18 protein-coding genes are annotated in these 20,539 nt (G+C 61.4%); 2 read left to right on the forward strand and 16 right to left on the reverse strand.

Annotated features, from left to right (window positions below; genetic code table 11):
* Positions 1-55: 55 nt before the first annotated feature.
* The 13 genes from ACTJKM_RS11010 to ACTJKM_RS11070 form a co-directional block, all read right to left on the reverse strand.
* A complete protein-coding gene (locus tag ACTJKM_RS11010) occupies positions 56-709 on the reverse strand; it encodes a protein-L-isoaspartate(D-aspartate) O-methyltransferase (RefSeq protein WP_058320621.1) in 654 nt (217 codons plus the stop codon).
* Positions 710-1,477 (reverse strand): 5'/3'-nucleotidase SurE, encoded by a 768-nt coding sequence (surE, locus tag ACTJKM_RS11015; RefSeq protein ID WP_058326618.1) that lies wholly within the window; start codon positions 1,475-1,477, stop codon positions 710-712.
* A 27-nt stretch (positions 1,478-1,504) separates the two neighbouring features.
* Complete coding sequence (gene serS / locus ACTJKM_RS11020) at positions 1,505-2,788, reverse strand: serine--tRNA ligase (RefSeq protein WP_058326619.1); 1,284 nt, start codon at positions 2,786-2,788, stop codon at positions 1,505-1,507.
* A 46-nt stretch (positions 2,789-2,834) separates the two neighbouring features.
* Complete coding sequence (gene tatC, locus ACTJKM_RS11025; RefSeq protein WP_057255820.1) at positions 2,835-3,677, reverse strand: twin-arginine translocase subunit TatC; 843 nt, start codon at positions 3,675-3,677, stop codon at positions 2,835-2,837.
* The gene (gene tatB / locus ACTJKM_RS11030; protein ID WP_058326620.1) at positions 3,674-4,351 is read right to left on the reverse strand and encodes a Sec-independent protein translocase protein TatB; all 678 of its coding nucleotides are present in this window, start codon (positions 4,349-4,351) and stop codon (positions 3,674-3,676) included. Before tatB ends, tatC begins: the two co-directional genes overlap by 4 nt.
* Before the next feature lie 74 nt (positions 4,352-4,425).
* A complete protein-coding gene (locus tag ACTJKM_RS11035; RefSeq protein WP_057255816.1) occupies positions 4,426-4,632 on the reverse strand; it encodes a twin-arginine translocase TatA/TatE family subunit in 207 nt (68 codons plus the stop codon).
* A 93-nt stretch (positions 4,633-4,725) separates the two neighbouring features.
* Positions 4,726-5,838: an ABC transporter ATP-binding protein gene (locus tag ACTJKM_RS11040; protein WP_058326621.1), complete on the reverse strand. Its 1,113-nt coding sequence runs from the start codon at positions 5,836-5,838 to the stop codon at positions 4,726-4,728.
* A 76-nt stretch (positions 5,839-5,914) separates the two neighbouring features.
* Complete coding sequence (gene scpB, locus ACTJKM_RS11045) at positions 5,915-6,646, reverse strand: SMC-Scp complex subunit ScpB (protein WP_057255812.1); 732 nt, start codon at positions 6,644-6,646, stop codon at positions 5,915-5,917.
* Positions 6,639-7,505 (reverse strand): segregation and condensation protein A, encoded by an 867-nt coding sequence (locus tag ACTJKM_RS11050; RefSeq protein ID WP_373419810.1) that lies wholly within the window; start codon positions 7,503-7,505, stop codon positions 6,639-6,641. Before ACTJKM_RS11050 ends, scpB begins: the two co-directional genes overlap by 8 nt.
* A gap of 36 nt (positions 7,506-7,541) precedes the next feature.
* Entirely contained in the window at positions 7,542-8,558 is a 1,017-nt protein-coding gene (gene nagZ / locus ACTJKM_RS11055; RefSeq protein WP_057255810.1) for a beta-N-acetylhexosaminidase, read from the reverse strand.
* A gap of 154 nt (positions 8,559-8,712) precedes the next feature.
* Positions 8,713-11,634, reverse strand: coding sequence for an SPOR domain-containing protein (locus tag ACTJKM_RS11060; protein WP_058326622.1), 2,922 nt, complete (start codon positions 11,632-11,634; stop codon positions 8,713-8,715).
* Positions 11,635-11,697: 63 nt separating this feature from the next.
* The gene (argS, locus tag ACTJKM_RS11065; protein WP_057255806.1) at positions 11,698-13,458 is read right to left on the reverse strand and encodes an arginine--tRNA ligase; all 1,761 of its coding nucleotides are present in this window, start codon (positions 13,456-13,458) and stop codon (positions 11,698-11,700) included.
* A 96-nt stretch (positions 13,459-13,554) separates the two neighbouring features.
* Entirely contained in the window at positions 13,555-14,772 is a 1,218-nt protein-coding gene (locus tag ACTJKM_RS11070) for a deoxyguanosinetriphosphate triphosphohydrolase (protein WP_057255805.1), read from the reverse strand.
* 213 nt (positions 14,773-14,985) lie between these two features.
* Here ACTJKM_RS11070 and erpA point away from each other — a divergent pair, with 213 nt between their 5' ends.
* The gene (gene erpA, locus ACTJKM_RS11075) at positions 14,986-15,318 is read left to right on the forward strand and encodes an iron-sulfur cluster insertion protein ErpA (protein WP_057255803.1); all 333 of its coding nucleotides are present in this window, start codon (positions 14,986-14,988) and stop codon (positions 15,316-15,318) included.
* A gap of 33 nt (positions 15,319-15,351) precedes the next feature.
* Here the strand turns inward: erpA and ACTJKM_RS11080 are convergent, their stop codons facing one another.
* The gene (locus ACTJKM_RS11080) at positions 15,352-16,815 is read right to left on the reverse strand and encodes a phospholipase D-like domain-containing protein (protein ID WP_058326623.1); all 1,464 of its coding nucleotides are present in this window, start codon (positions 16,813-16,815) and stop codon (positions 15,352-15,354) included.
* 206 nt (positions 16,816-17,021) lie between these two features.
* Between ACTJKM_RS11080 and xth the strand changes: the two genes are divergently transcribed.
* Complete coding sequence (gene xth / locus ACTJKM_RS11085) at positions 17,022-17,813, forward strand: exodeoxyribonuclease III (protein ID WP_057255799.1); 792 nt, start codon at positions 17,022-17,024, stop codon at positions 17,811-17,813.
* A gap of 58 nt (positions 17,814-17,871) precedes the next feature.
* Here the strand turns inward: xth and exoR are convergent, their stop codons facing one another.
* Both exoR and ACTJKM_RS11095 read right to left on the reverse strand, forming a co-directional pair.
* Positions 17,872-18,678 (reverse strand): exopolysaccharide production regulator ExoR, encoded by an 807-nt coding sequence (gene exoR / locus ACTJKM_RS11090; protein WP_058320613.1) that lies wholly within the window; start codon positions 18,676-18,678, stop codon positions 17,872-17,874.
* A 474-nt stretch (positions 18,679-19,152) separates the two neighbouring features.
* Positions 19,153-20,448, reverse strand: a complete 1,296-nt coding sequence (locus ACTJKM_RS11095) for an OmpP1/FadL family transporter (RefSeq protein WP_058326624.1) — start codon at positions 20,446-20,448, stop codon at positions 19,153-19,155.
* Positions 20,449-20,539 lie beyond the last annotated feature (91 nt).

A 20,539-nucleotide genomic window follows, 5' to 3' on the forward strand; every position in this document is an offset into this window, starting at 1 on the left:
TTAAGAATTCCTTAACGCACCAAAGTGCCGGCGGAGATGTTCGGCAGCGGCCGTATCACAGGAACGACGCGAGCTGCGGCACGATCGGAAGGTAAGGCGCATCAAACAGATCCTCGCGATCGAAGCGGCTTCCCGTTCGGTTGACCCGAACGACCCGGCAATGAGTCTCACTCATCATGATCGGCACCACCAAGGTTCCGCCTGAGACGAGATGATCGGAAAACATGCGCGGCAGGCTATTGAAGGCAGCGGTGATCAGGATGCGGTCGAACGTACCCTCGCCCGGCACCCCGGCGCTGCCATCGGCATGGCGAACGATCACGTTGCGAACGCCTGATTTCTCAAGGTTTTTCTGCGCCGTACCGACGAGTGTCTGATAGCGGTCGATCGTCAGGACGCGTTCAGCCACCCGCCCCATCACAGCTGCGGTAAAGCCGCTGCCGGTACCGACCTCGAGGATGCGCTGTCCTGTCTTCAGGTTCAGACAATGCAGCAACCGCACCGCAAAATCATAGCCTTCCATGAACGAGCCGCACTCGAGCGGAATCGTCCGCTGCGAGTAGGCCTCGGCCTGATATTGCGGGGGTGCGAACTGGCCGCGCGCGGTCTGCTCGACCGCCTTGAGGAGGTCATGATTGATGATGCCGGCGGCGCGCAGCCGTAGCACCATCTTGGCAAAGCCTTCCTGTTCCGAAACGCGCGCGCTCAATCAATGAGCCCCTTCGTTCAAAGCCCGCATCAGACGGTCCTGGACGCTATAGTCCGTCAAGTCGAGCTTGAGCGGCGTCACCGAGATGTGATTCTCGCGCAGAGCGTGAATGTCGGTTCCGGCGCGAAAATCGCCGAACCGCTCGCCGAAGCGCAGCCAGAAGTAGGGAAAACCACGGCCGTCCGTCCGCTCATCGATCGACAGGCCAAAGTCGAGCTTGCCTTGCGACGTTACCTCGATCCCGGCAACTGTGTCGGCTGAGCAGTTCGGGAAATTGACGTTGAGGAACGTGCCATCGGGCAGGTCCACGGCCATCATTTTGCGGATCAGGCCCGGGGCGTGTGTCTCCACCACATCCCAAGGCACAGACTTGCCGACGGCGTGGTGATAGGCTTGGCTGAGCGCGATCGCGCGAACACCCTGCAACGTGCCCTCGATAGCGCCCGCCACCGTGCCGGAATAGGTCACGTCGTCGGCCATGTTGGCACCGATGTTGACGCCGGAGAGCACGAGATCAGGCTTGCGATCCAGCACCTTGCGAACCGCCATGATGACACAATCCGTCGGCGTGCCCCGAAGGGCAAAGCGCTTTTCTGCGATCTGCCGAAGCCGCAGCGGCTCCGACAGGGTCAGAGAATGCGCCAAGCCGCTCTGGTCCGCTTCGGGTGCCACGACCCAGACATCGTCCGAGATCGTCCTGGCAACCCTTTCGAGCACAGCGAGACCTTCAGCGTGAATGCCGTCATCGTTTGTCAGCAGGATCCGCATGGTTGCCGTCCTTCCCTTGACGTCCGCTCAGACGGCCTTCTCGATGCGCTTCTGGCCGCTCATGTAGGGCACCAGCACATCCGGCACCGATACCGAGCCGTCTTCATTCAGATAGTTTTCGATGACGGCGATCAGCGCGCGCCCGACGGCGACACCGGAACCGTTCAACGAATGAACGAAGCGCGTGCCCTTGTCTTCCTTGGTGCGGTAGCGGGCATTCATCCGGCGGGCCTGGAAATCGCCGCAGACCGAGCAGGACGAAATCTCGCGGTAGGTGTCCTGCCCCGGCAGCCAGACCTCCAGGTCGTAAGTCTTGCGCGCACCGAAGCCCATGTCGCCGGTGCAGAGCGTCATCACCCGGTAGTGCAGACCCAGGCGCTTCAGCACCTCTTCCGCACAGGCCGTCATGCGCTCGTGCTCTTCGACCGAAGTTTCGGCATCGGTGATCGAAACCAGTTCGACCTTGTTGAACTGGTGCTGGCGCAGCATGCCGCGGGTGTCGCGACCGGCCGAACCCGCCTCCGAGCGGAAGGACGGCGTCAGCGCGGTGAAGCGCAGCGGCAGCTTTTCGCCTTCGAGGATCTGCTCGCGAACGATGTTGGTGAGCGGCACTTCCGCAGTCGGGATCAGCCAGCGACCGTCCGTCGTGCGGAACAGGTCTTCGGCAAATTTCGGCAGCTGGCCGGTACCGTACATCGCGTCGTCACGCACGAGGAGCGGCGGATGCACTTCGGTGTAGCCGTGCTCCTGGGTGTGCAGGTCGAGCATGAACTGGCCGAGCGCACGCTCGAGCCGCGCCAATTGTCCCTTGAGGATCGTGAAGCGCGAGCCGGAAATGCGGGCAGCCCCTTCGAAATCCATGAGGCCGAGCGCCTCGCCGATCTCGAAATGCTCGCGCGGCTGGTGATTCCAGGTGGGCTTGTTGCCGACCACGCGCTTGACGACGTTGCCGGTCTCATCTTCGCCGACCGGAACGTCCTCGAGCGGGATGTTCGGAATGCGGGAGAGCGCGTCGTTGAGCTCTGCTTCCACCTTGCGGCTGTCTTCCTCAAGCGCCGGCATGGCATTCTTGAGTTCGGCCACCTCGGCCTTCAGTTTTTCGGCAAGCTCGGCGTTTTTCTGCGCCATCGCCGCGCCGATGTCCTTGGACGCGGCATTGCGGCGCGATTGCATGTCCTGCAGGGACTGGAGGACCGTGCGGCGGCGTTCGTCGAGGGCGATCAGCGACGCCGACAAAGGCTCCGCGCCCCGCTTCACCAGGGCGGCGTCCAGCATCTCGGCATTTTCACGGATCCATTTAATATCAAGCATTGTCGTTCCACGCGTTGGTCAACTCACGGCGCGAAATCTCGAATGCTCAGCCCTTGGCGGGGCCGACCTCTCCGGAAGATCCTTCCTGCGACTCGGCAACTTCGCTCTTGAGCGCGTCCGCTGCCCGCTGTCTTTCGATGAGTCGCGCCGTATAGATCGAAATTTCGTAGAGAAGGATGGCTGGCAGTGCAAGGCCGATCTGGGAAACGGGATCGGGCGGCGTCAAGATGGCTGCGACGAAGAACGCAATGACGATCGCGTACTTTCGCTTATCCTTGAGGCCCTGGGACGTGACGAGGCCGACGCGCGCAAGCAACGTCGTCACCACCGGCAACTGGAAGACGAGGCCGAAAGCGAAGACCAGCGACATGATCAGACTCAGGTATTCCGATACCTTTGGCAGGAGCTGGATTGCCACCTGCCCTTCGCCGCCGCCCTGCTCCATGGCCAGAAAGAACCACATGACCATGGGCGTGAAGAAGAAATAGACCAGGGCGCCCCCCATGAGGAACAGTATCGGCGACGCGACCAGGAATGGCAGGAAGGCAGCGCGTTCGTTCTTGTAGAGGCCTGGGGCGACAAACTTGTAGATCTGCGCGGCGATCACGGGAAAGGCGATGACCATAGCGCCGAACATCGCCACCTTGATCTGGGTAAAGAAGAATTCCTGCGGGGCCGTATAAATCAGCTCGACATTGCGATGGTTCAGGCCGGCCCAGCCCACTGCCCATTTGAACGGCAGCACCAAGAGGTTGAAGAGGCCCTTGGCAAAGTAGAAGCAGACGAGGAACGCCATGAAGAACGCGCCGACGGCCCACATCAGGCGTCTGCGCAATTCGATCAGATGCTCGATCAGCGGCTGCGGCCGATCCTCGATATCGCCGCTCATGCTTCACCTTTCTTGCGCGTGCTGGCGCGCGGCTTGGACGTCTTGGTAGCCGGCTCGGCTGCAGCGGGCTTCGACGACTTCTTCTCGGCCACCGCCTTTGCGGGTGCCTTTGCCGGAGTTTTGGGCGCAGCCGCCTTTGGCGTTGCGGATTTCTTTGCCACCGGTGCCGGATCGGCCTTCGCCTTTGGCATCCGCTTGGGCTTTTCAGCCGGGACGGCCACCTCGGCGCGCTCGAGCTGACGAGTGGCAGAGCCTACGGCCGCAGCGGCGACCGCATCTGCGGGCTTCGCTTCCGCGACAGCTACCGGAGCGGCCATGACCGGCTCCGCAGTCGCGGGCTCGGTGGTACCCGTCGTGGCGGGCTTGTCAGGCGTCGCAGCCTTCTGCAGGTCCGATTTGATATCGTTGCCGATCTGGCGAAGCGGATTCATCGCATCCCTGAGCGCATTGGCCGGGTTGAGACTTTGCGCATCGCTGATCGTTTTTCGGACGTCGTCCAGATCCGCTTCGCGCAACGCTTCATCGAACTGCTGACGGAACTCGGAGGCCATGCCACGCAATTTCGTGGTCATGCGCCCGAATGCCCGCAGCATCGGCGGCAGATCCTTCGGCCCGACAACGACAATGAGAACGATTGCAATGACGACAAGCTCGGTCCAGCCGATATCAAGCATTTGATATGTCCTGCAAATCCATGATCCAGCCCGCCTGGCATCAATGCCAGCCGGGCCCTACGGACGCTTGATCGTTAGCGAACTTCGTCTGACTTGTGGTCGACCGTCTTGTTGTCGATCGTCTTGTCAGCCGAACCGGCGTCGTCCTCGCTCATGCCCTTCTTGAAGTTCTTGATGCCTTTGGCAACGTCGCCCATCAATTCCGGAATCTTGCCACGGCCGAACAATAGCAGGACCACCGCCAAAAAGATTAGCCAGTGCCAGATGCTTAAGGACCCCATGCTCTTACTCCCTTGAGGCTCTCATCAAAATTAAGAGCCTGCCACATGTCAAATTTCAGGCGTGCCACGGACAATCGCGCCTTGCGATCGACCCTAAGACGTTGATGCGTCTTTTTCAAACAGCAATATATCCCGCTCGTTAACCGAAAGCATTACGTCACGCAATCCTTGCGGCAATTGGTCCGCGCGGATACGGGCGCGCACAATGTCCTCGCAGCCCGGCACGGCCAGTTCCAACAACTCCACCACACCGATGAACCGGCGGGAAAGGATGCGCGCAGGCGTGTCGCCATTCTCCTCGCCGACGCGCACCCCGGAAAGCCGCACCGCGACCGAAACGCGCTCCCCTTCGCCGTGGCGCCCGGCCGCTACGGTGCCGACCGGCGTATCGACGCGGCCATTGCGAACCTGCGCATTGAACACGTTGATTTCCGAGAAGAAACCGGCCGCAAAGAGGTTTCTCGGGTGGCGGTAAAGCTCATCTGCCGTACCAACCTGGACCAACCGTCCGTCTTGCAGCAGCGCAATTCGATCGGCCATGCGCATCGCTTCTTCCGCATCGTGGGTGACGACGATCGCCGTCGCCCGGGTCTCTCTGAGGATAGCGAGCGTATCGGCGCGGATCGAATCCTTCAGACGCGAGTCGAGGCCGGAAAACGGTTCATCCATCAGAAGCACGGCAGGACGCGGCGCAAGCGCGCGCGCCAGCGCCACACGCTGCTGCTCGCCGCCGGAAAGCACGTGCGGGTACTGGTTAGCGTAGTGGGAGAGCCCCACACGCTCGAGTGCCGCGTCCGCCTGGTTCAGGGCTTCCTTCTTTGGAATCGCCGTCAGGCCAAAGCGGACGTTGTCGCGAATGGACATGTGCGGGAAGAGCGCGAAATCCTGGAACATCAGCCCGACACCGCGTTTTTCGGGCGGCAGGAAAACCGTGGGGCCGGAAATCTCCTGGCCATTGAGCAGAAGGCGTCCCGTGCTCTGCTTCTCGATCCCTGCGGCGATACGCAGCAAGGTCGTCTTGCCGGACCCAGACGGACCGAGCAGGCAAAGGACCTCGCCGGCCTTGGCCGCCAGGCTGACGCCCTTGATCGTTTCCTTGGCGTGATAGCTGTGATGAATATCTTCGAAGGCCAGGCTCGCCGCGAAGGATACACCCGCCGTCCGTCGCGTTGTCATGACGGGAGCGTCCTGCGGATCTGAAACCATGCTTGCATTCCTTGACACCAGTCGCGCCCGCTGAAACGGCCGGGCGCCAGGGAAAGCCGATATCCCCATTCAGGTTTTAATCAGCTTCTTCGCCCTTCGGTGTCAAGAGCCCCAGTTCTTCAAGGTCCAGCTGGGTGATGGGGTCTTCGTTCTCGGCAAGTTCGTCTTCGCCTACCGGAACGGGAATATTGAGATTGGACGGCACGCGGCCGGAAAGCAGCCCCGCCCCCTTCAGCTCCTCGATACCCGGCAGGTCGCGCAGTTCTTCGAGACCGAAGTGATCGAGAAAATCGCGGGTGGTGCCGAAGGTGACCGGCCGGCCCGGCGTGCGCCGGCGTCCCCTGAAGCGGACCCAGCCCGCTTCCATCAGCACGTCGAGCGTGCCCTTCGACGTCTGAACCCCGCGGATATCCTCGATCTCCGCGCGGGTCACCGGCTGGTGGTAGGCAATGATGGAAAGAACTTCGAGCGCAGCGCGCGAGAGCTTGCGGACCTCCTGTTCGTCGGTCTGCACGACGAAGGAGAGATCGGCTGCCGTGCGGAAAGCCCAATGGTCGGCGACCTGAACCAGGTTGACGCCGCGCGTCGCGTAGAGCGCCTTCAGCCGCATCATGATGCGACCGACATCGGCACCACGCGGCAGGCGACTTTCGATATAGGTCTCCGACACCGGCTGCGCCGAAGCAAACACCAGGGCTTCCGCGATCCGCTCGGCTTCCTGCTCCATCCGAGGATCGAAGGTCGGCGTCGCTCCGATCTCATCGTCCTCGTCGGAAGCTTCGGGCACGTACTTTTGGGCTTCAGCCACGGGCTGCCTCCATTTCGGCAAGCGTCTCCGCATCGATCGGGTTCGGTCCGCGCCGAAGATAGATGGGCGCAAAGGCCTCTTCCTGGCGGATCTCCAGCCGGCCCTCGCGAACCATCTCGAGCGAAGCTGCGAAGGAACTGGCGATCGCCGTTGCCCGCTCCTTCGGCGTCGTCATGTAGCGGATGAGAAAATGATCGAGCGCTGTCCAATCGTCGAGACCGCCGATCATGCGCGCCAGTATCAGGCGCGCGTCGGCGAGCGACCACACATGGCGCTTCTCGATCGTCACCTGCGTGATCGCCTGACGCTGACGCAGGCTCGCATAGGCGCTCAGGAGATCATAGAGCGAGGCATCGAAGCCGGACTTCTTCTCGGTGACGATATGTTCCGGGGCACCGCGAACGAAGACATCCCGGCCGAGCCGGTTTCTATTGATGAGCCTTGTTGCCGCCTCACGCATCGCCTCCAGGCGTTTCAGCCGGAAAGCCAGGGCCGAGGCCATTTCCTCGCCCGTTGGACCGTCGTCCTTCGCCTGTTGTGGGATCAGCAGGCGCGATTTCAGATAGGCAAGCCATGCCGCCATGACGAGATAGTCGGCGGCAAGCTCGATGCGGATGCTGCGCGCCCGCTCGATGAAGGCGATATATTGCTCGGCGAGTGCAAGTACGGAGATGCGCGAAAGATCGACACGCTGGCTGCGGGCAAGATGAAGCAGGAGATCGAGCGGGCCTTCGAAACCGGCAAGATCAACCACCAGCGCTTCTTCATGCAGCCCGCGCTCTGAAGTCTCTTCCTGCCACAGGGGCTCCATCGGCGCCTTCGACGCAGGCTTGCCTTGTCTTTCGCCCGCATTGCTCACTGACAGTCCAATCCTTTCCTGCCGGCCGCGCCTACCTTACACCGTCGCGAACTGGCCGTTAAACTCCGTCCGTAGATCGCTTTCGCTCGCATCGTCAGGCGCCCGGAACGCCGCTTCGACAGCCTTCGCCCGACGCAGGCTCTCGCCGGCGAGAACCGGCACCACGTCGGCGACGGCCTTCATTTCTTCCATTATGCCATGACAATGCAAGACGAGATCAAGCCCCGCGGCGATGATGTTGCGCGCGCGAGTGGTCATGTCGCCGGCCAGCGCGTTCATCGAGACGTCGTCCGACATCAAAAGACCGTCGAAACCGATGTGACCGCGAATGATCTCGCGCACCACCTTCGCCGAGGTTGTCGCCGGATTGTCCGGGTCGATCGTCGTGAAGACCATGTGCGCCGACATCGCCATCACCTCGTCCTTCATCGCAACGAAGGGCAGGAAGTCGCTGGCGGCAAGCTCTTCGAAAGTAGCCCTGACCACAGGCAGATTGTGGTGCGAGTCGACGAAGGTGCGGCCGTGACCGGGCATGTGCTTCATGACAGGCAGCATGCCGCCGGCCTTCAACCCCTCGCCCATCGCGCGGCCGATCGCCGTTACGGCCTCAGGGGCGTGACCATAAGCGCGATTACCGATGACGTCGTGGCTGCCGGGCACCGGCACATCGAGCACCGGCAGACAATCGACCGTGATGCCGAAGCGCATCAGGTCGAAGGCGTGGAGGCGTCCCATCAGCCAGGCAGCACGCAGACCGAGCTCCCGGTCGCGGCGATAGATTTCGCCGATCGCCGCGCCATTCGGGTATTGCTGGACGAGCGGTGGCCGAATGCGCTGCACGCGCCCGCCTTCCTGGTCGATGAGCACAGGCGCGTTCGGATTGCCGATGCTGTCGCGAAGTGACGCCACCAGATCGGAAATCTGCTGCTCCTCGCCGATATTGCGCCCGAACAGGATGAAGCCCCATGGCCGCTCGCCGGCAAAGAACTGGCGTTCGTCTTCGTTAAGAGAAAGGCCCTTGCAGCCCGAGATAAATGCTTTTGATTCGCTCATTGAGAGAGCATAGAGCGGGCGCCGCCCGGCGCGAAGCCACAAAGACGAAGCCCCGTCGTTCATGCACAAGGCCATGGGGCAAACGAAAACCCTGAAATGCGAAGGGCGCGGCCTATGAGCCGCGCCCTCCTCAACTCTATCCGTTGTGCCCGACTTACTTGGTCACCAGGCAGCTTCCGCCAGCGCCCTTGTACTTGGAGCACAGGGCATTTGCCTCTTCCTTGGAGCCGGCCGGGATGCGGACGCGATAGTAGGTGCCCTTGCCGGCGATCTCCGCCTTGCGGATATCGACGCCACGGCCGCCAATGACGCTGCCGAACTTGCTGGAAAGGCTGTTGTAGGACTTCTGTGCTTCGGCTTCGGACGGCAAGGATGCGACCTGGATGAAGTATCCGCCGGTCGGAACCGATGCGGTTGCAACCTGCTGCGCCGGCTGGGCTTCTGCAGTGGCAACCGCCTGCTCTTCGGCCGGACGCATGTTGCCGCGCTCGGTAGCAGTGCCGGCAACTTTAGCCGGCTGCTCGACCGGACGCGCCTGCGGCGTCGGCGCCTTTTCGCCTGTTGCCGTCGTCGTCACGCTGCGAACCGGAACCTGTTCGATATCGGCATTGCCCGTTGCGGCAAGCGCCACCTGATCGACATTGGCCGATGCCTGACCGGCAGCAGTGACATCAGCCGAAGCGACTTCCTTCGAGGGCGCTTCCGGCAGCGGCTGCGTCGCGCCGGCGACATCGGTCGCGGGTGCGGCAACCGGCTCTTCACGAGCAACCAGCGTGCCATCCGGCTTGACGATCATCGTGCGCACCTTGCGCGGTGCGACGGCCGGTGCCTTGTCTTCTTCCTGAGCGGCAGTCTGGGCGCCGCCATCCGGCAGCAAGCGAGCGCCGTCCTCGTCATCCGCCGGCAGGTTGGCCTGCAGGCCGTCCGAGTCGTCGCTGCCTTCGAGCGGCAGCGTTTCCGGCGTCAGCGTCTTCTGAACGACGTCCATCGGCTCTTCGGTCGAAGAAACCAATGCTTCCTGCTGCGGCGCTCCGGCTTGGGCTCCAGCGACGCGATCGTAAACGGCCTTGTCCTGGTTCGGTACGGTCTTGCCGCCCTTTTCTTCCGGCACGACCTTAACCGGTCCCTTGTCGGCGAGAATGATCTTGGGACCCTCGGCAGAGGTTACCGCACCACTGCCGCCCATCCAGGCGTAGACAGCCGCACCACCGAGAATGATGACGCCAGCAACGCTTGCCGCGAGCAGCATCGTGCGCTGCGACCGCCGACCCGAGCCGTAGTCGCGATAGTCGCCCGCATCGTCCTGGCTCTGCACCGGGGAAACCCGCTCGGCATCACGCGTCGGGGACTTCCGTTCGGTTATGGAGCGGCGGAAGTCCTCTTCCATCGCCTTTTCGAATTCGTCGAAATCGTCGAGCGCGCCGCCTCCGAACGACGGATTTGCATTTGCTGCCGGGGTCGGACGAGCCACTTCGGCCTTTTCAACCGCGGCCGGACGGGGATCCTTGGCGGCCGGAGCCGGCGTGCCGAACAGCTGCGCCATTTCCGCATCGATATCGAGATCGTAGTCTGCCGGATAGGCGACCGGCTTTTCCGTTTCGATGACCGGCAGCTGCGGCACATCCATGTCGGCGATCGGCGCAACGCCATTCTCGGCTTCGGCGATCATCGAGGGATCGAAGGGCAGCGTGCTTTCAGGCTGCACGTCCTGCTGCTCCACCGGGGCCGGAGCCACGAAGGTTTCGACGGAACGTTCCGGTTCACGCTGCGGAGCAACCGCCTCGATGACCGGCTGCGCAGCAGCCTGCGGCACGACCGCAGGTGCAACGGCAATCGGTTCGGTCGGTCCGAGGTCCGCAAGATCGAGCTTCAGTGCGGCATCGGAGAGCTCCATTTCGAAGTTCTCGATGTCGAAGCCCGGCTCGTTCTCCGGTTCTGCAACGGGCTGGACCGGCTGGACCGGCTGGGCAGCCTCGACAACCGGCGTAACGGCAGGCGTGGCGACTGCGGCAGCTGCGGGTGCCGCAACAGGCGCTGCCTGCGTCACGAGCGGACCGGCGAAGGCGCGCTGCTGGCTGGCGCCCGAGGGCGAAGCAACAGGCGTCGCCCGGCTGAAGGTCGGCGTAAAGGGATAGGGGCTCTTCTTCGCCGGCGGCGCAACCGTGTTTACCGGGGCGGCTGCGGGAGCAACGACCGGCTGTTGCGTGGCGTGAAGGGCAGGATGAGACTGCACGGCAGCGGCAACCACGGCGGTCACCGGCGGAACCGGGAAGCGCTCGATATCCGCAAGGAGATCGTCCCGGGCAATGTCATGGCCCGCGGGCTCTTCCGGGATTGTCTCGCTCACGTATACGGCCTCGTCCACGCGCTCCTCCGGAGCGACGTCAAGGTTGGCAACGTCAAGGTTGGCAACCTCAAGGCTCGGCTCGTCGTAAATCGGGAACGGCTCGGGGACAGCAGCGGGCTCGGACCAAGCCGTCGACAATTCTGCGGCCGGTGCCTGCCAGTCGTCGACTACCTGTTCCTTCGCCTCAGATACCGGCTCTTCTTCGAACGGCAACAGATCGGCTTCGCCGAGCGACAGTTCGAGCTCGCGCTCCAGATCGAACGCCGGCTCATCGGCGACGAATTCCGTGCTATCGACTTCGGCACCCTGAGGGGCGGCCGAGAACGACTGCACTTCGACAACCTGCTCCGGTTCCTCTTCGGCGACAGCGGCCGGTGCTGCGACCGGCTCGGGCTGACGGAATATCGGCGCCTCGTACTCTTCCGCGAATTCGGCTACCGGCTCGATCCGGGCCTCTTCGACCGGCTGCGGCGCCGAAGCCGGCTCCACAACAGGCTGCTGCCCAGCACGGGGTGCATCGTAGCTGTCGAAAGCGCGAAGGAGTTCGTCTTCGAGATCGAAGGCGGGTTCCTGACGGACCGCCTCCTGATGTCGCTGCAACTCTTGCAATTGCTGTACGGCCGGACGGGCATCGTAACCGACGATCCGGGCGAGTTCGGCCAACGGATCATCGTCTGCCAATACATCGAATTCAGCCGGCCCGCTTCGTGCGAATTGTTTGTCTGCCATGCTCTCCACTCACAATTGCCTGTATTTATGTGCCAGTGCATTGTGGGAAAATGGTGACAATACTTATCGCATTTCCTCCGGTGCGGAGGTGCCTGTAATAGACAGGCCGGACTTCAATACCGAAGCGACAGCATGCACCAGCCCGAGTCTGGCAGTACTTAATTGTCTATTTTTATCGTTAACAAAACGTAATTCCGGATTCTCTTTACCTTTGTTCCAGTGTCCGTGGAAGGCAGCGGCAAGATCGTACAGGTAAAACGCGATACGATGCGGCTCCTGAGCCAGTGCCGCGGCCTCGATCACGCGCGGATATTCTGCGAGCTTGGCAACGAGCTGAAGCTCCGTCGGATCCTCGATCTGCCCCTGAACCGCACCGGCGAAATCAAGCGATTCGATGTCCAGATCCGGGAACGCGTCCGCCGCCTGGCGGAACACAGACCGGCAACGCGCATGCGCATACTGCACGTAAAAGACCGGATTATCCTTGGACTGTTCTGTAACCTTGGCAAAGTCGAAGTCGAGCGGCTCGGAATTCTTCCGGTAGATCATCATGAAACGAACCGGATCACGGCCGACTTCATCGACGACTTCGCGCAGCGTGACGAAATCGCCGGAGCGCTTCGACATCTTCACCGGCTCACCGTCGCGGAAGAGCTTCACCAGTTGGCAGAGCAGAACCGTAAGTTTCGACGAACCGCCTGACACGGCGCGTGCCAGCGCCTCAAGCCGCTTGACGTAACCGCCATGGTCGGCGCCCAGCACATAGATCATCTCGTCGAAGCCGCGGTCGAACTTGTCCTTGAAGTAGGCAACGTCAGCGGCGAAGTAGGTGTAGCTTCCATCCGACTTGATCAGCGGCCGGTCGATATCGTCACCGACCTCCGTCGAGCGGAACAGCGTCTGCTCGCGATCTTCCCAATCCTCCGGGAGCTGCCCCTTCGGCGGCGGCAAGGTACCCTTGTAGACGTGCCCCTTGAAGGTCAGGTCGTTGATTGCCGTACGAATCGCAGCCGCCCCATTGGCGTGAAGCGTGCGTTCGGAGAAGAAGACGTCGTGAGTGACGTTCAACGCCGCGAGATCCTCTCGGATCATCACCATCATGGCATCGATCGTCCGGTCCTTGACGAGCGGCATCCACTTGTCTTCGGGCATCAGGCGCAGGCTCGTGCCGAATTCATCGGCGAGCGCTTCGCCAACCGGAACGAGATAATCACCCGGATAAAGACCCGGCGGGATTTCGCCGATGTCTTCACCAAGCGCCTGGCGATACCGCATGAAGGCAGAACGTGCGAGAACGTCGATCTGCGACCCGGCGTCGTTGATGTAGTATTCCTTGGTCACCGCATAACCGGCAAAGGCCAAAAGGTTGGCAAGCGCGTCGCCGACCACGGCGCCGCGGCAATGGCCGACATGCATCGGCCCCGTCGGGTTGGCCGAGACATATTCGACGTTGACCTTGCGGCCCGAACCGACGGTGCTGCGACCATAGTCGGGGCCGGTGCGCACCATGTTCGACAGCAGCTTCTGCCAATAGGAAACGGAAAGCCGGACGTTGATGAAGCCCGGACCGGCAACGGTCACTTCGGTGACTTCCGGATCCTGCTTGAGCTTCTCAACGATGAGTTCAGCGAGCGCCCGCGGGTTCAGGCCGAGGGGCTTGGCCAGTACCATGGCGGCATTGGTCGCGACATCACCGTGGCTTGGATCGCGCGGCGGCTCGACATTGACACGGCCGAAGTCAAGCTCGGATCGCTTTTCTCGAACGCTGTCAAGCGTTTCGAGAATGTCCTTAATTCTTGATTCGAAGTCCGTGAAGAGATTCATCTGATCCGTCCGCTTTTCCCGACCACATGTGGCCGGCGCAAAACTCAAAAAGGAGGCTCGGTTCGCTTGAACCGTAAGCCTCCGGGCGGGGCGTCCCTACCGCAAATCCGGCGTGTGGTCAAACAAGCGCTTGTGCACGCTGATCGCGAAGGTATCGGTCATGCCGGCCAGATAGTCGCCGACATGACGGGCCCTCGCCGGTTCGGCCATGCCCGAGATCTGATCGATCCAATAGTGCTCCCGCATCAATTGTGGGTCGTCCATGAAGGCATGATAGAGATCGCAGACGATCGACGCCGCACCTTCCCGCACCCGCATCACTTCCGGGTGGCGATAGATCCGGGTCATCAGCAGACGCTTGATCTGCTTGTCCGTCTCGCTCATCTCCTCGGAGAACGTCGCCATGACCGTACCCGCCTGACGTACCTCGGCTACGCTCTCGGGGCGAATGTCCGCGATACGCTGCTGGGCGACGCCGATCACGTCCTCGACCATTGCCGTGATCTGACGGCGCATGATTTCGTGCGTGAAGCGGCTGCTTTCAAGACCGGGATAGCGATCGTGAACCTCGCGCATCAGACGGGCAAGGAACGGCACGTCTTCCAGCATTTCGAAGGTCAGGTAGCCGGCCCGCAGGCCGTCATCGATATCATGGGTGTTGTAGGCGATATCGTCGGCGATGGCCGCGACCTGCGCCTCCAGGCTCGCGTAACTCGCCAGTTCCAGATCGTGAAGAGCACAGTAGTCCAGGATCGGCTGAGGGACCGGTCCACGCGTGCCCTGCCCGTCGGGCGTGAGCAACGGCCCATTGTGTTTGACCAGCCCCTCAAGACTCTCCCAGGTCAGGTTCAGCCCGTCGAACTCGGCGTAGCGCCGCTCGAGTTTGGTGACGATGCGCAGCGACTGGGCATTGTGGTCGAAGCCGCCATGGGGCTTCAGCATCTCGTGCAGGGCGTCCTCGCCCGTATGGCCGAACGGCGTGTGACCGAAATCGTGAACGAGGGCGACGCCTTCGGCGAGGTCCTCGTCGAGCTTGAGGGCACGCGCCAGGGCGCGGGCGATCTGCGCCACTTCGATCGTGTGCGTCAGCCGCGTCCGATAGTGGTCGCCGTCGGCAGCGATGAAGACCTGTGTCTTGTGCTTCAGCCGGCGAAAGGCCGTCGTGTGGACGATGCGATCGCGATCGCGCTGGAAATCCGAACGTGTCGCGCTCGACGCTTCCGGATAGAGCCTGCCGCGCGTCGCCCAGGGGTTCGACGCGAACGGCGCGTGTTCACCATAACCGAAGCCCAGCGCATTTTTGTCGAATGTCATTTTCCACCCAAATCGTCATCCCATTGACGGGACATTGAAGCCTTCATACCTATAGTGAAAGCCACGGAAACGCGTCGCGCAAGCATCGACCGATTCCGCAAGCGAAAGCAACGGCTTGGCCGCGGGGGTTGAAACGACCTCCGGCGTTGGCCGAGGCGGAGCTGCAAATGACAATCAAATCTCTCCGGTTCTTGACCCCGGCAGGAGGCAGATATGACGCAAGAAACCGTGACCCTTTCGGACGCTGCTGCAAAGCGGATCGCCACGATCCTTCGTTCGGACAGTCACAACAACGCGATGCGGGTGTCCGTCGAAGGCGGCGGCTGCTCGGGATTCTCCTATAAGTTCGACCTGGTCGACAGCGCCAACGACGACGATCTGGTGCTGGAGAAGAACGACGCCAAGGTGCTGATCGACAGCCTGTCGCTCGTCTATATGGGCGGCTCAGAGATCGACTTCGTCGACAACCTGCTCGGCCAGTCGTTTCAGATCAAGAATCCGAATGCGGTCGCAAGCTGCGGATGCGGAACGAGTTTTTCCATCTGAGCCAACGGCCACCTGGCCTGCCTGCGGTCGCCGTCAGAGATACGGCGACCCCAGCCAAAGCACACGATTCGCCAGCCGGTCGATAAGTGGCTTGGCGCGCAAGGCCTCGAGCGTGACCGGTTCGGCCGAAGCCAGCACATCCGATATCATGCCGCCGATCGTATGGGCGAAACCATCGTCCAGCACTTCGAGATCGAACTCGAAGTTGAGACGCAGGGAACGCGGATCGAGATTGGTCGACCCAACATAGGCCCAGCGCTCGTCCACGATCAGAAGCTTCGAATGGTTGAAGGCGCCCTCGGCGCGCCAGACCCGACAATGACCTTTCAATACCTGATCGAACTGGGCGGTCATTGCGCGATCGACCAGAAGCAGATTGTTGACCGCCGGCACGATGATGTCGACCTCGACGCCCCGGCGCGCCGCGGTCACCAAGGCGCTGATCAGTTCGCGGTCCGGAAGGAAATAGGGCGACATCAGGCGGATGTTCTTGCGCGCCACCGAGAACGCCCCCATCAGCATCTTGTGATTGGTTTCGTTCGTGGCGTCCGGCCCTGAGGGTATGGCGCGCATCAGCACGGAAGGCGTTTCTGCCGGCAAAGGCATTTCTTCGAGCGCCCAGGCTCCGCCCGTCAGCATCTCCCCGCTGGAGAACTGCCAGTCCTCGGCGGCGACCTGAAAGATGTCGGCGACCACCGGGCCCGTTACCCGAAAGTGCGTGTCGAGGGCCGGCTCCTCGCCGGCAATCTCGCTGCTAAAGCCCGCCCGGATGTTCATGCCGCCGGCAAAGGCGACGCGGCCGTCGACCACGAGAATCTTTCGGTGCGTGCGCAGATTGGCATAGGGCAACCTCAGCCCCATGATGATATTGCCGTTGAAGACGGCCGTCGGAACGCCGGCCGTCTTCAGATGACCGACAATGCTGGGGACGGAGTAGCGCGCGCCGACTGCGTCGATCAGTACGCGCACCTGAACGCCACGCGCGATCGCGGCGATCAAGGCGTCGGCAAAGCGAAGGCCGACCACGTCGCGATCGAAGATATAGCTCTCTATCAGGATGCTGCGCTGCGCACCGGCAATGGCCACCAGCATGGCCTCATAGGCAGCATCCCCGCCGGCCAGCACCTCGATGCCGTTGCCGGAACACATGCGGTGCCGGGAAACACGGTCGCCGAGGATTTTCATCGCGGCAAAACGATTCCCGAAACTTCCGGCAATATCTGTTTCAGAGATATCGAACCTGCCGAACTGATCGGGGCCTTGCCCGCGCAGCAGTGCGCGTTGCGAGCCGATCGAGGAGCGGCGGATACGGTTGATGCCGGCAACGGCATAGAGCAATGCCCCGACGATCGGCGAGAGCAGAACGACACCGACCCAACCTGCGGCGGCGCGAACGTCGTCCTTGGTCATGGCGGCGTGAATGGCAGCCGGGATGCCAAGCGCGAAGGACAGCAGCGCCAGGATATGCGGCCAGTAGTTCTGCACGAGATCGATCATGCGCCGGACTATAGCCGGCCATGGATCGGAATCAATTCAAGCAGCCGCACCTATACCGTATATAAACTGCGCGCGGCGTCGCCCGTCGTCGTTGCAGCTCTGCCCAGCGCTGAAAGTCCGCAGGTATCGGATTTGTCAAAAGAATCCGGAGCGGCTAGAAGAGTCCCGCCGCAAGGACTCACCTGTATGGAAGGGCGTTTCGAGCCATGAAGATTGCCACCTGGAACATCAATGGCGTCAAGGCGCGAATCGACAGCCTGTTGGCATGGCTGAAGGAAGCCAATCCGGACATCGTCTGCCTGCAGGAGATCAAGTCTGTCGACGACGGCTTTCCTCGTCTGGAGATCGAAGCCCTCGGCTATCATGTCGAGACCCACGGCCAGAAGGGCTTCAACGGCGTCGCCCTGCTCTCCAAGCTGCGTCCGGACGAAGTCAACCGCGGCCTGCCGGGCGACGACTCCGATGAGCAGTCGCGTTTCATCGAAGGCGTGTTCTCGGTTGCCGGCGGCGTGATCCGTGTCTGCTCGCTCTACCTGCCGAACGGCAATCCCGTCGATAGTGAGAAGTACCCCTATAAGCTCGCCTGGATGCGCCGGCTGACCGCCTATGCCGAGCAGCGCCTTCTGCTCGAAGAGCCCTTCATCCTGGCAGGCGACTACAACGTCATCCCGGAGGAGCACGACTGCTGGGACATCAAAGTCTGGCAGAACGACGCACTTTTCCTGCCGGAGACGCGCGCGGCCTATCGGCGCCTGCGCAATCTCGGTTTCACCGACGCGGTGCGGGCCACCTCAGACGCGGTGCCGCTCTATACGTTCTGGGATTATCAGGCCGGCTGCTGGCCGAAGAATTTCGGCATTCGCATCGACCATCTGATGCTGTCGCCGGAGGCAGCCGATCGACTGGTTTCGACGTCGATCGACAAACATGTTCGCGCCTGGGAAAAGCCCTCGGACCACGTTCCTGTTATCGGCGAGTTTGCTTTCGCGGCCGCCTGAGGTGCGGATCTGCCGTTCGGCTATTCGGTGCTGGCTGAGGAGTAGCCGCGCGGCGAACTCAGTCGTCGTCGCCCTGCATATGTAGATTCTGCGAAAGCGAGATTGCCGTACGGCGATCATCTTCGGTGGCAAGCGAGAATGCCTGCTCCTGCATCGACTGGAGCCAGGGCCGATCCTTCGGCGAACACTGATCGAGCGCGGCGGTCATATAGGCGAGACCGCGAATGGTCTGGCCTTCCTGGAAGATTACGTTGCCGAAGACACCCATGGCACCGGCATGGCCGCTCTTGCGGGCACGGTTGAGCCACTTCTTGGCTTGCTGAACGTTGACGCTACCGCCCTCGCCCGACAGCAGCATGCGCGCAAGCTGGAACTGCGCCTCAGCGACACCAAAGGTCGACGCCGCCTGGAAATAGAGCTGCCGCGCCTGGGCCATATCCGACTGGATCGGGCTGTCGGGAATGCCGCGTCGGTAGTAGCCGGCAAGAGAGATCAACGCGTTGACGAAATAGCCGGTATCCTCAGAACCCGGCTCCACACCCTGCTGGGCGATCTCGCTGTAGATCTTGAAGGCCTCGAGGTCGTTTTCGGCGACACCGTCGCCATAGGCATACATGTTGGCCAGAGCCCAGCGGGAGCCGGTATGCCCCTTCTCCGCAGCGTATTTGTAGGCCTCGACGGCCTCGTCCTTGCGGCCGTTCTTGTAAGCGGAGAAACCGAACTTGAAGAGCGCGAAGGGACCGGATTCCTTCGTGACGCCTGCCCCCGGATCAAAGGCAAGGGCCGGCATGGTGCTGGTCCCGCAGACCGCCAGCGACACGCCGAGTATCGCAACCTTCAGTGACTTCAGTTCACCCGCAAGCATCACAGTCTAATTCTTCCGTTCCAGCCGGCCACGCCGAACTCATCACCGCTGCAAACACAAACGCCCGGACGACCCGTCGCCGCCCAAAACTTCACCAACTCCGCCGAGAACGTCGACGCACCCATTCCAGAACGAAACTTCGACACATGCACCGAAACGACCATTTCAGTCGACCACTTGCACAAAGGTGCCGAAGGCCACATCTGACATGAGCATCGACAGTCCAAGTTTCATTTCACACCAAACGCCGCAGGTTTCGTTTTCACGGTTGCAGGTTTGTCCCTACTATCGCTGCTCCCTGTTTGTGGCGGGAAATGGACATAGCCAGGACGAGTCCGATGCTAGCAAAATCTAGCATTAAATGTGTTGCTGAATCGTCACATTGAGGGACGGTGCGGGCTCTTGGTTAAATGGCTCCACACCAAAAGAAAGGCCCGGTCGAAACCGGGCCCAAACACTCAGATTGGCGAAGGATCAGAACTTGATTTTGAGCGACGTCGATATGGCGCCGAAGAAATCGTTGCCATAGTCGTAGGACACATCGCCGCCGATCACCTGCCCCTCGAAGTTGACAGGGCCTGAGCTACCGCTCGTCAGGATGCCCACTGCACCAGCCAGTCGAAGTTCGATGTTTTTGTTTGGCGAATAAGATACACCAGAACCGAGCGACCAAGTATCGGACTGGGTGCCATAGCCATGGCTGGTACCACGGTCCCAGGTCAGACTGACAGCGCCGCTCCATTGATCATTGAACTTGTGACCAAAGCCGCCGCTGATCGTCCAGCCGTCGCGATAGAGCAGATCAAGCGAGGTGCAAGGCTGAGCAAAGCTCCCCCCTCCTGCTGGGCAGAAGCGGAGCACTTGGAGTTGACTCCAGTCGGTCCACTTTACCGAGCCGAATGCGACCCAATCTGGCGCGATACCGGACTGGATTTTCATTTCCAATGAATCAGGCATCGATGCGAAGCCAGAAACACCATAGAAATTCACAGGATTTGGACCACGTACATTGCGGAGATCGATCGTTCCTGCGAGGTTATCGAGGTCTACCGCGCTGTTGTATACGAGGCTCGCACGTACCGCATACTCGGGGATTTCATAGGCGATGCCCGTGCGCCAGCCCCAGCCGTCTCCCTCAAGGTCAAGCCGGCCGATACCGGACATCAACCCACCGAATGCTGGCGGCACGCCCGTGAAATCCTGAACCAAACGCTCCTTGAAGCCACCGACTTCCTGATAGAAGACACCACCGATAAGCCGGAACTGCCCTTGGCCGACGTCCCATTTGTAGGAGCAAGTTGCGGAGTAGTTGTCGCTCTCGACCTTCGTCTCAACGTTGTTGTTGGCACCAGCCCAATTCAGGCCAGGCTTGGTATGCGCACCCCAAGGCTGAGAGTAGTCGGCCATACAATCGATATCATCGCCGAAGCGCGCCTTAATACCGATACGGGGAACCCAATAGCTTTCGGTTTCTTCAACAGAATTCGGCCTGGAGTTTAAGTCACCTCCCCCACCGAAAGTGCCAGGCGGAGCTGGTCCGGTTCCATTAAACGGAAACGCGGCGGACGTCGTATCGGTGTCCCGCACGTTCTTCAATTCCCGCTGCGGATTGACATAAGTCGCCGACGCTTCCCCAGCGTAGTCCGACGGGTCGAACAGCAGATCGATGTTGTAACCACCGCGCTCAAGACCGCCGGCGTGGACCGCCGACGCAAACAGCAAACCAGCCGCCACCGTCAGGACGCCACGCTTAAAATTCATGTGAGCCATCAAGCTCCTCCCCTGCACTGCAATCTGCGACATTCCACCTCATGCCGCATGTGGCGGAAGTATTCTCACGAACATGTGAAATCGCAAATGC

The sequence above is a fragment of the Ensifer sp. 22460 genome (assembly GCF_052044935.1).
In the GTDB taxonomy this organism is placed as follows: Bacteria; Pseudomonadota; Alphaproteobacteria; order Rhizobiales; family Rhizobiaceae; genus Ensifer.

Bases quoted from the DNA above. Each gene is read 5' to 3' on its own strand.
- tatC (WP_057255820.1), bottom strand. From the start codon at position 3,677: ATGAGCGGCGATATCGAGGATCGGCCGCAGCCGCTGATCGAGCATCTG.
- ACTJKM_RS11080 (WP_058326623.1), bottom strand. From the start codon at position 16,815: ATGATCGATCTCGTGCAGAACTACTGGCCGCATATCCTGGCGCTGCTG.
- surE (WP_058326618.1), bottom strand. From the start codon at position 1,477: ATGCGGATCCTGCTGACAAACGATGACGGCATTCACGCTGAAGGTCTC.
- ACTJKM_RS11040 (WP_058326621.1), bottom strand. From the start codon at position 5,838: ATGGTTTCAGATCCGCAGGACGCTCCCGTCATGACAACGCGACGGACG.
- ACTJKM_RS11060 (WP_058326622.1), bottom strand. From the start codon at position 11,634: ATGGCAGACAAACAATTCGCACGAAGCGGGCCGGCTGAATTCGATGTA.
- ACTJKM_RS11070 (WP_057255805.1), bottom strand. From the start codon at position 14,772: ATGACATTCGACAAAAATGCGCTGGGCTTCGGTTATGGTGAACACGCG.
- ACTJKM_RS11035 (WP_057255816.1), bottom strand. From the start codon at position 4,632: ATGGGGTCCTTAAGCATCTGGCACTGGCTAATCTTTTTGGCGGTGGTC.
- exoR (WP_058320613.1), bottom strand. From the start codon at position 18,678: ATGCTTGCGGGTGAACTGAAGTCACTGAAGGTTGCGATACTCGGCGTG.
- serS (WP_058326619.1), bottom strand. From the start codon at position 2,788: ATGCTTGATATTAAATGGATCCGTGAAAATGCCGAGATGCTGGACGCC.
- argS (WP_057255806.1), bottom strand. From the start codon at position 13,458: ATGAATCTCTTCACGGACTTCGAATCAAGAATTAAGGACATTCTCGAA.
- tatB (WP_058326620.1), bottom strand. From the start codon at position 4,351: ATGCTTGATATCGGCTGGACCGAGCTTGTCGTCATTGCAATCGTTCTC.
- ACTJKM_RS11095 (WP_058326624.1), bottom strand. From the start codon at position 20,448: ATGGCTCACATGAATTTTAAGCGTGGCGTCCTGACGGTGGCGGCTGGT.
- nagZ (WP_057255810.1), bottom strand. From the start codon at position 8,558: ATGAGCGAATCAAAAGCATTTATCTCGGGCTGCAAGGGCCTTTCTCTT.
- erpA (WP_057255803.1), top strand. From the start codon at position 14,986: ATGACGCAAGAAACCGTGACCCTTTCGGACGCTGCTGCAAAGCGGATC.
- xth (WP_057255799.1), top strand. From the start codon at position 17,022: ATGAAGATTGCCACCTGGAACATCAATGGCGTCAAGGCGCGAATCGAC.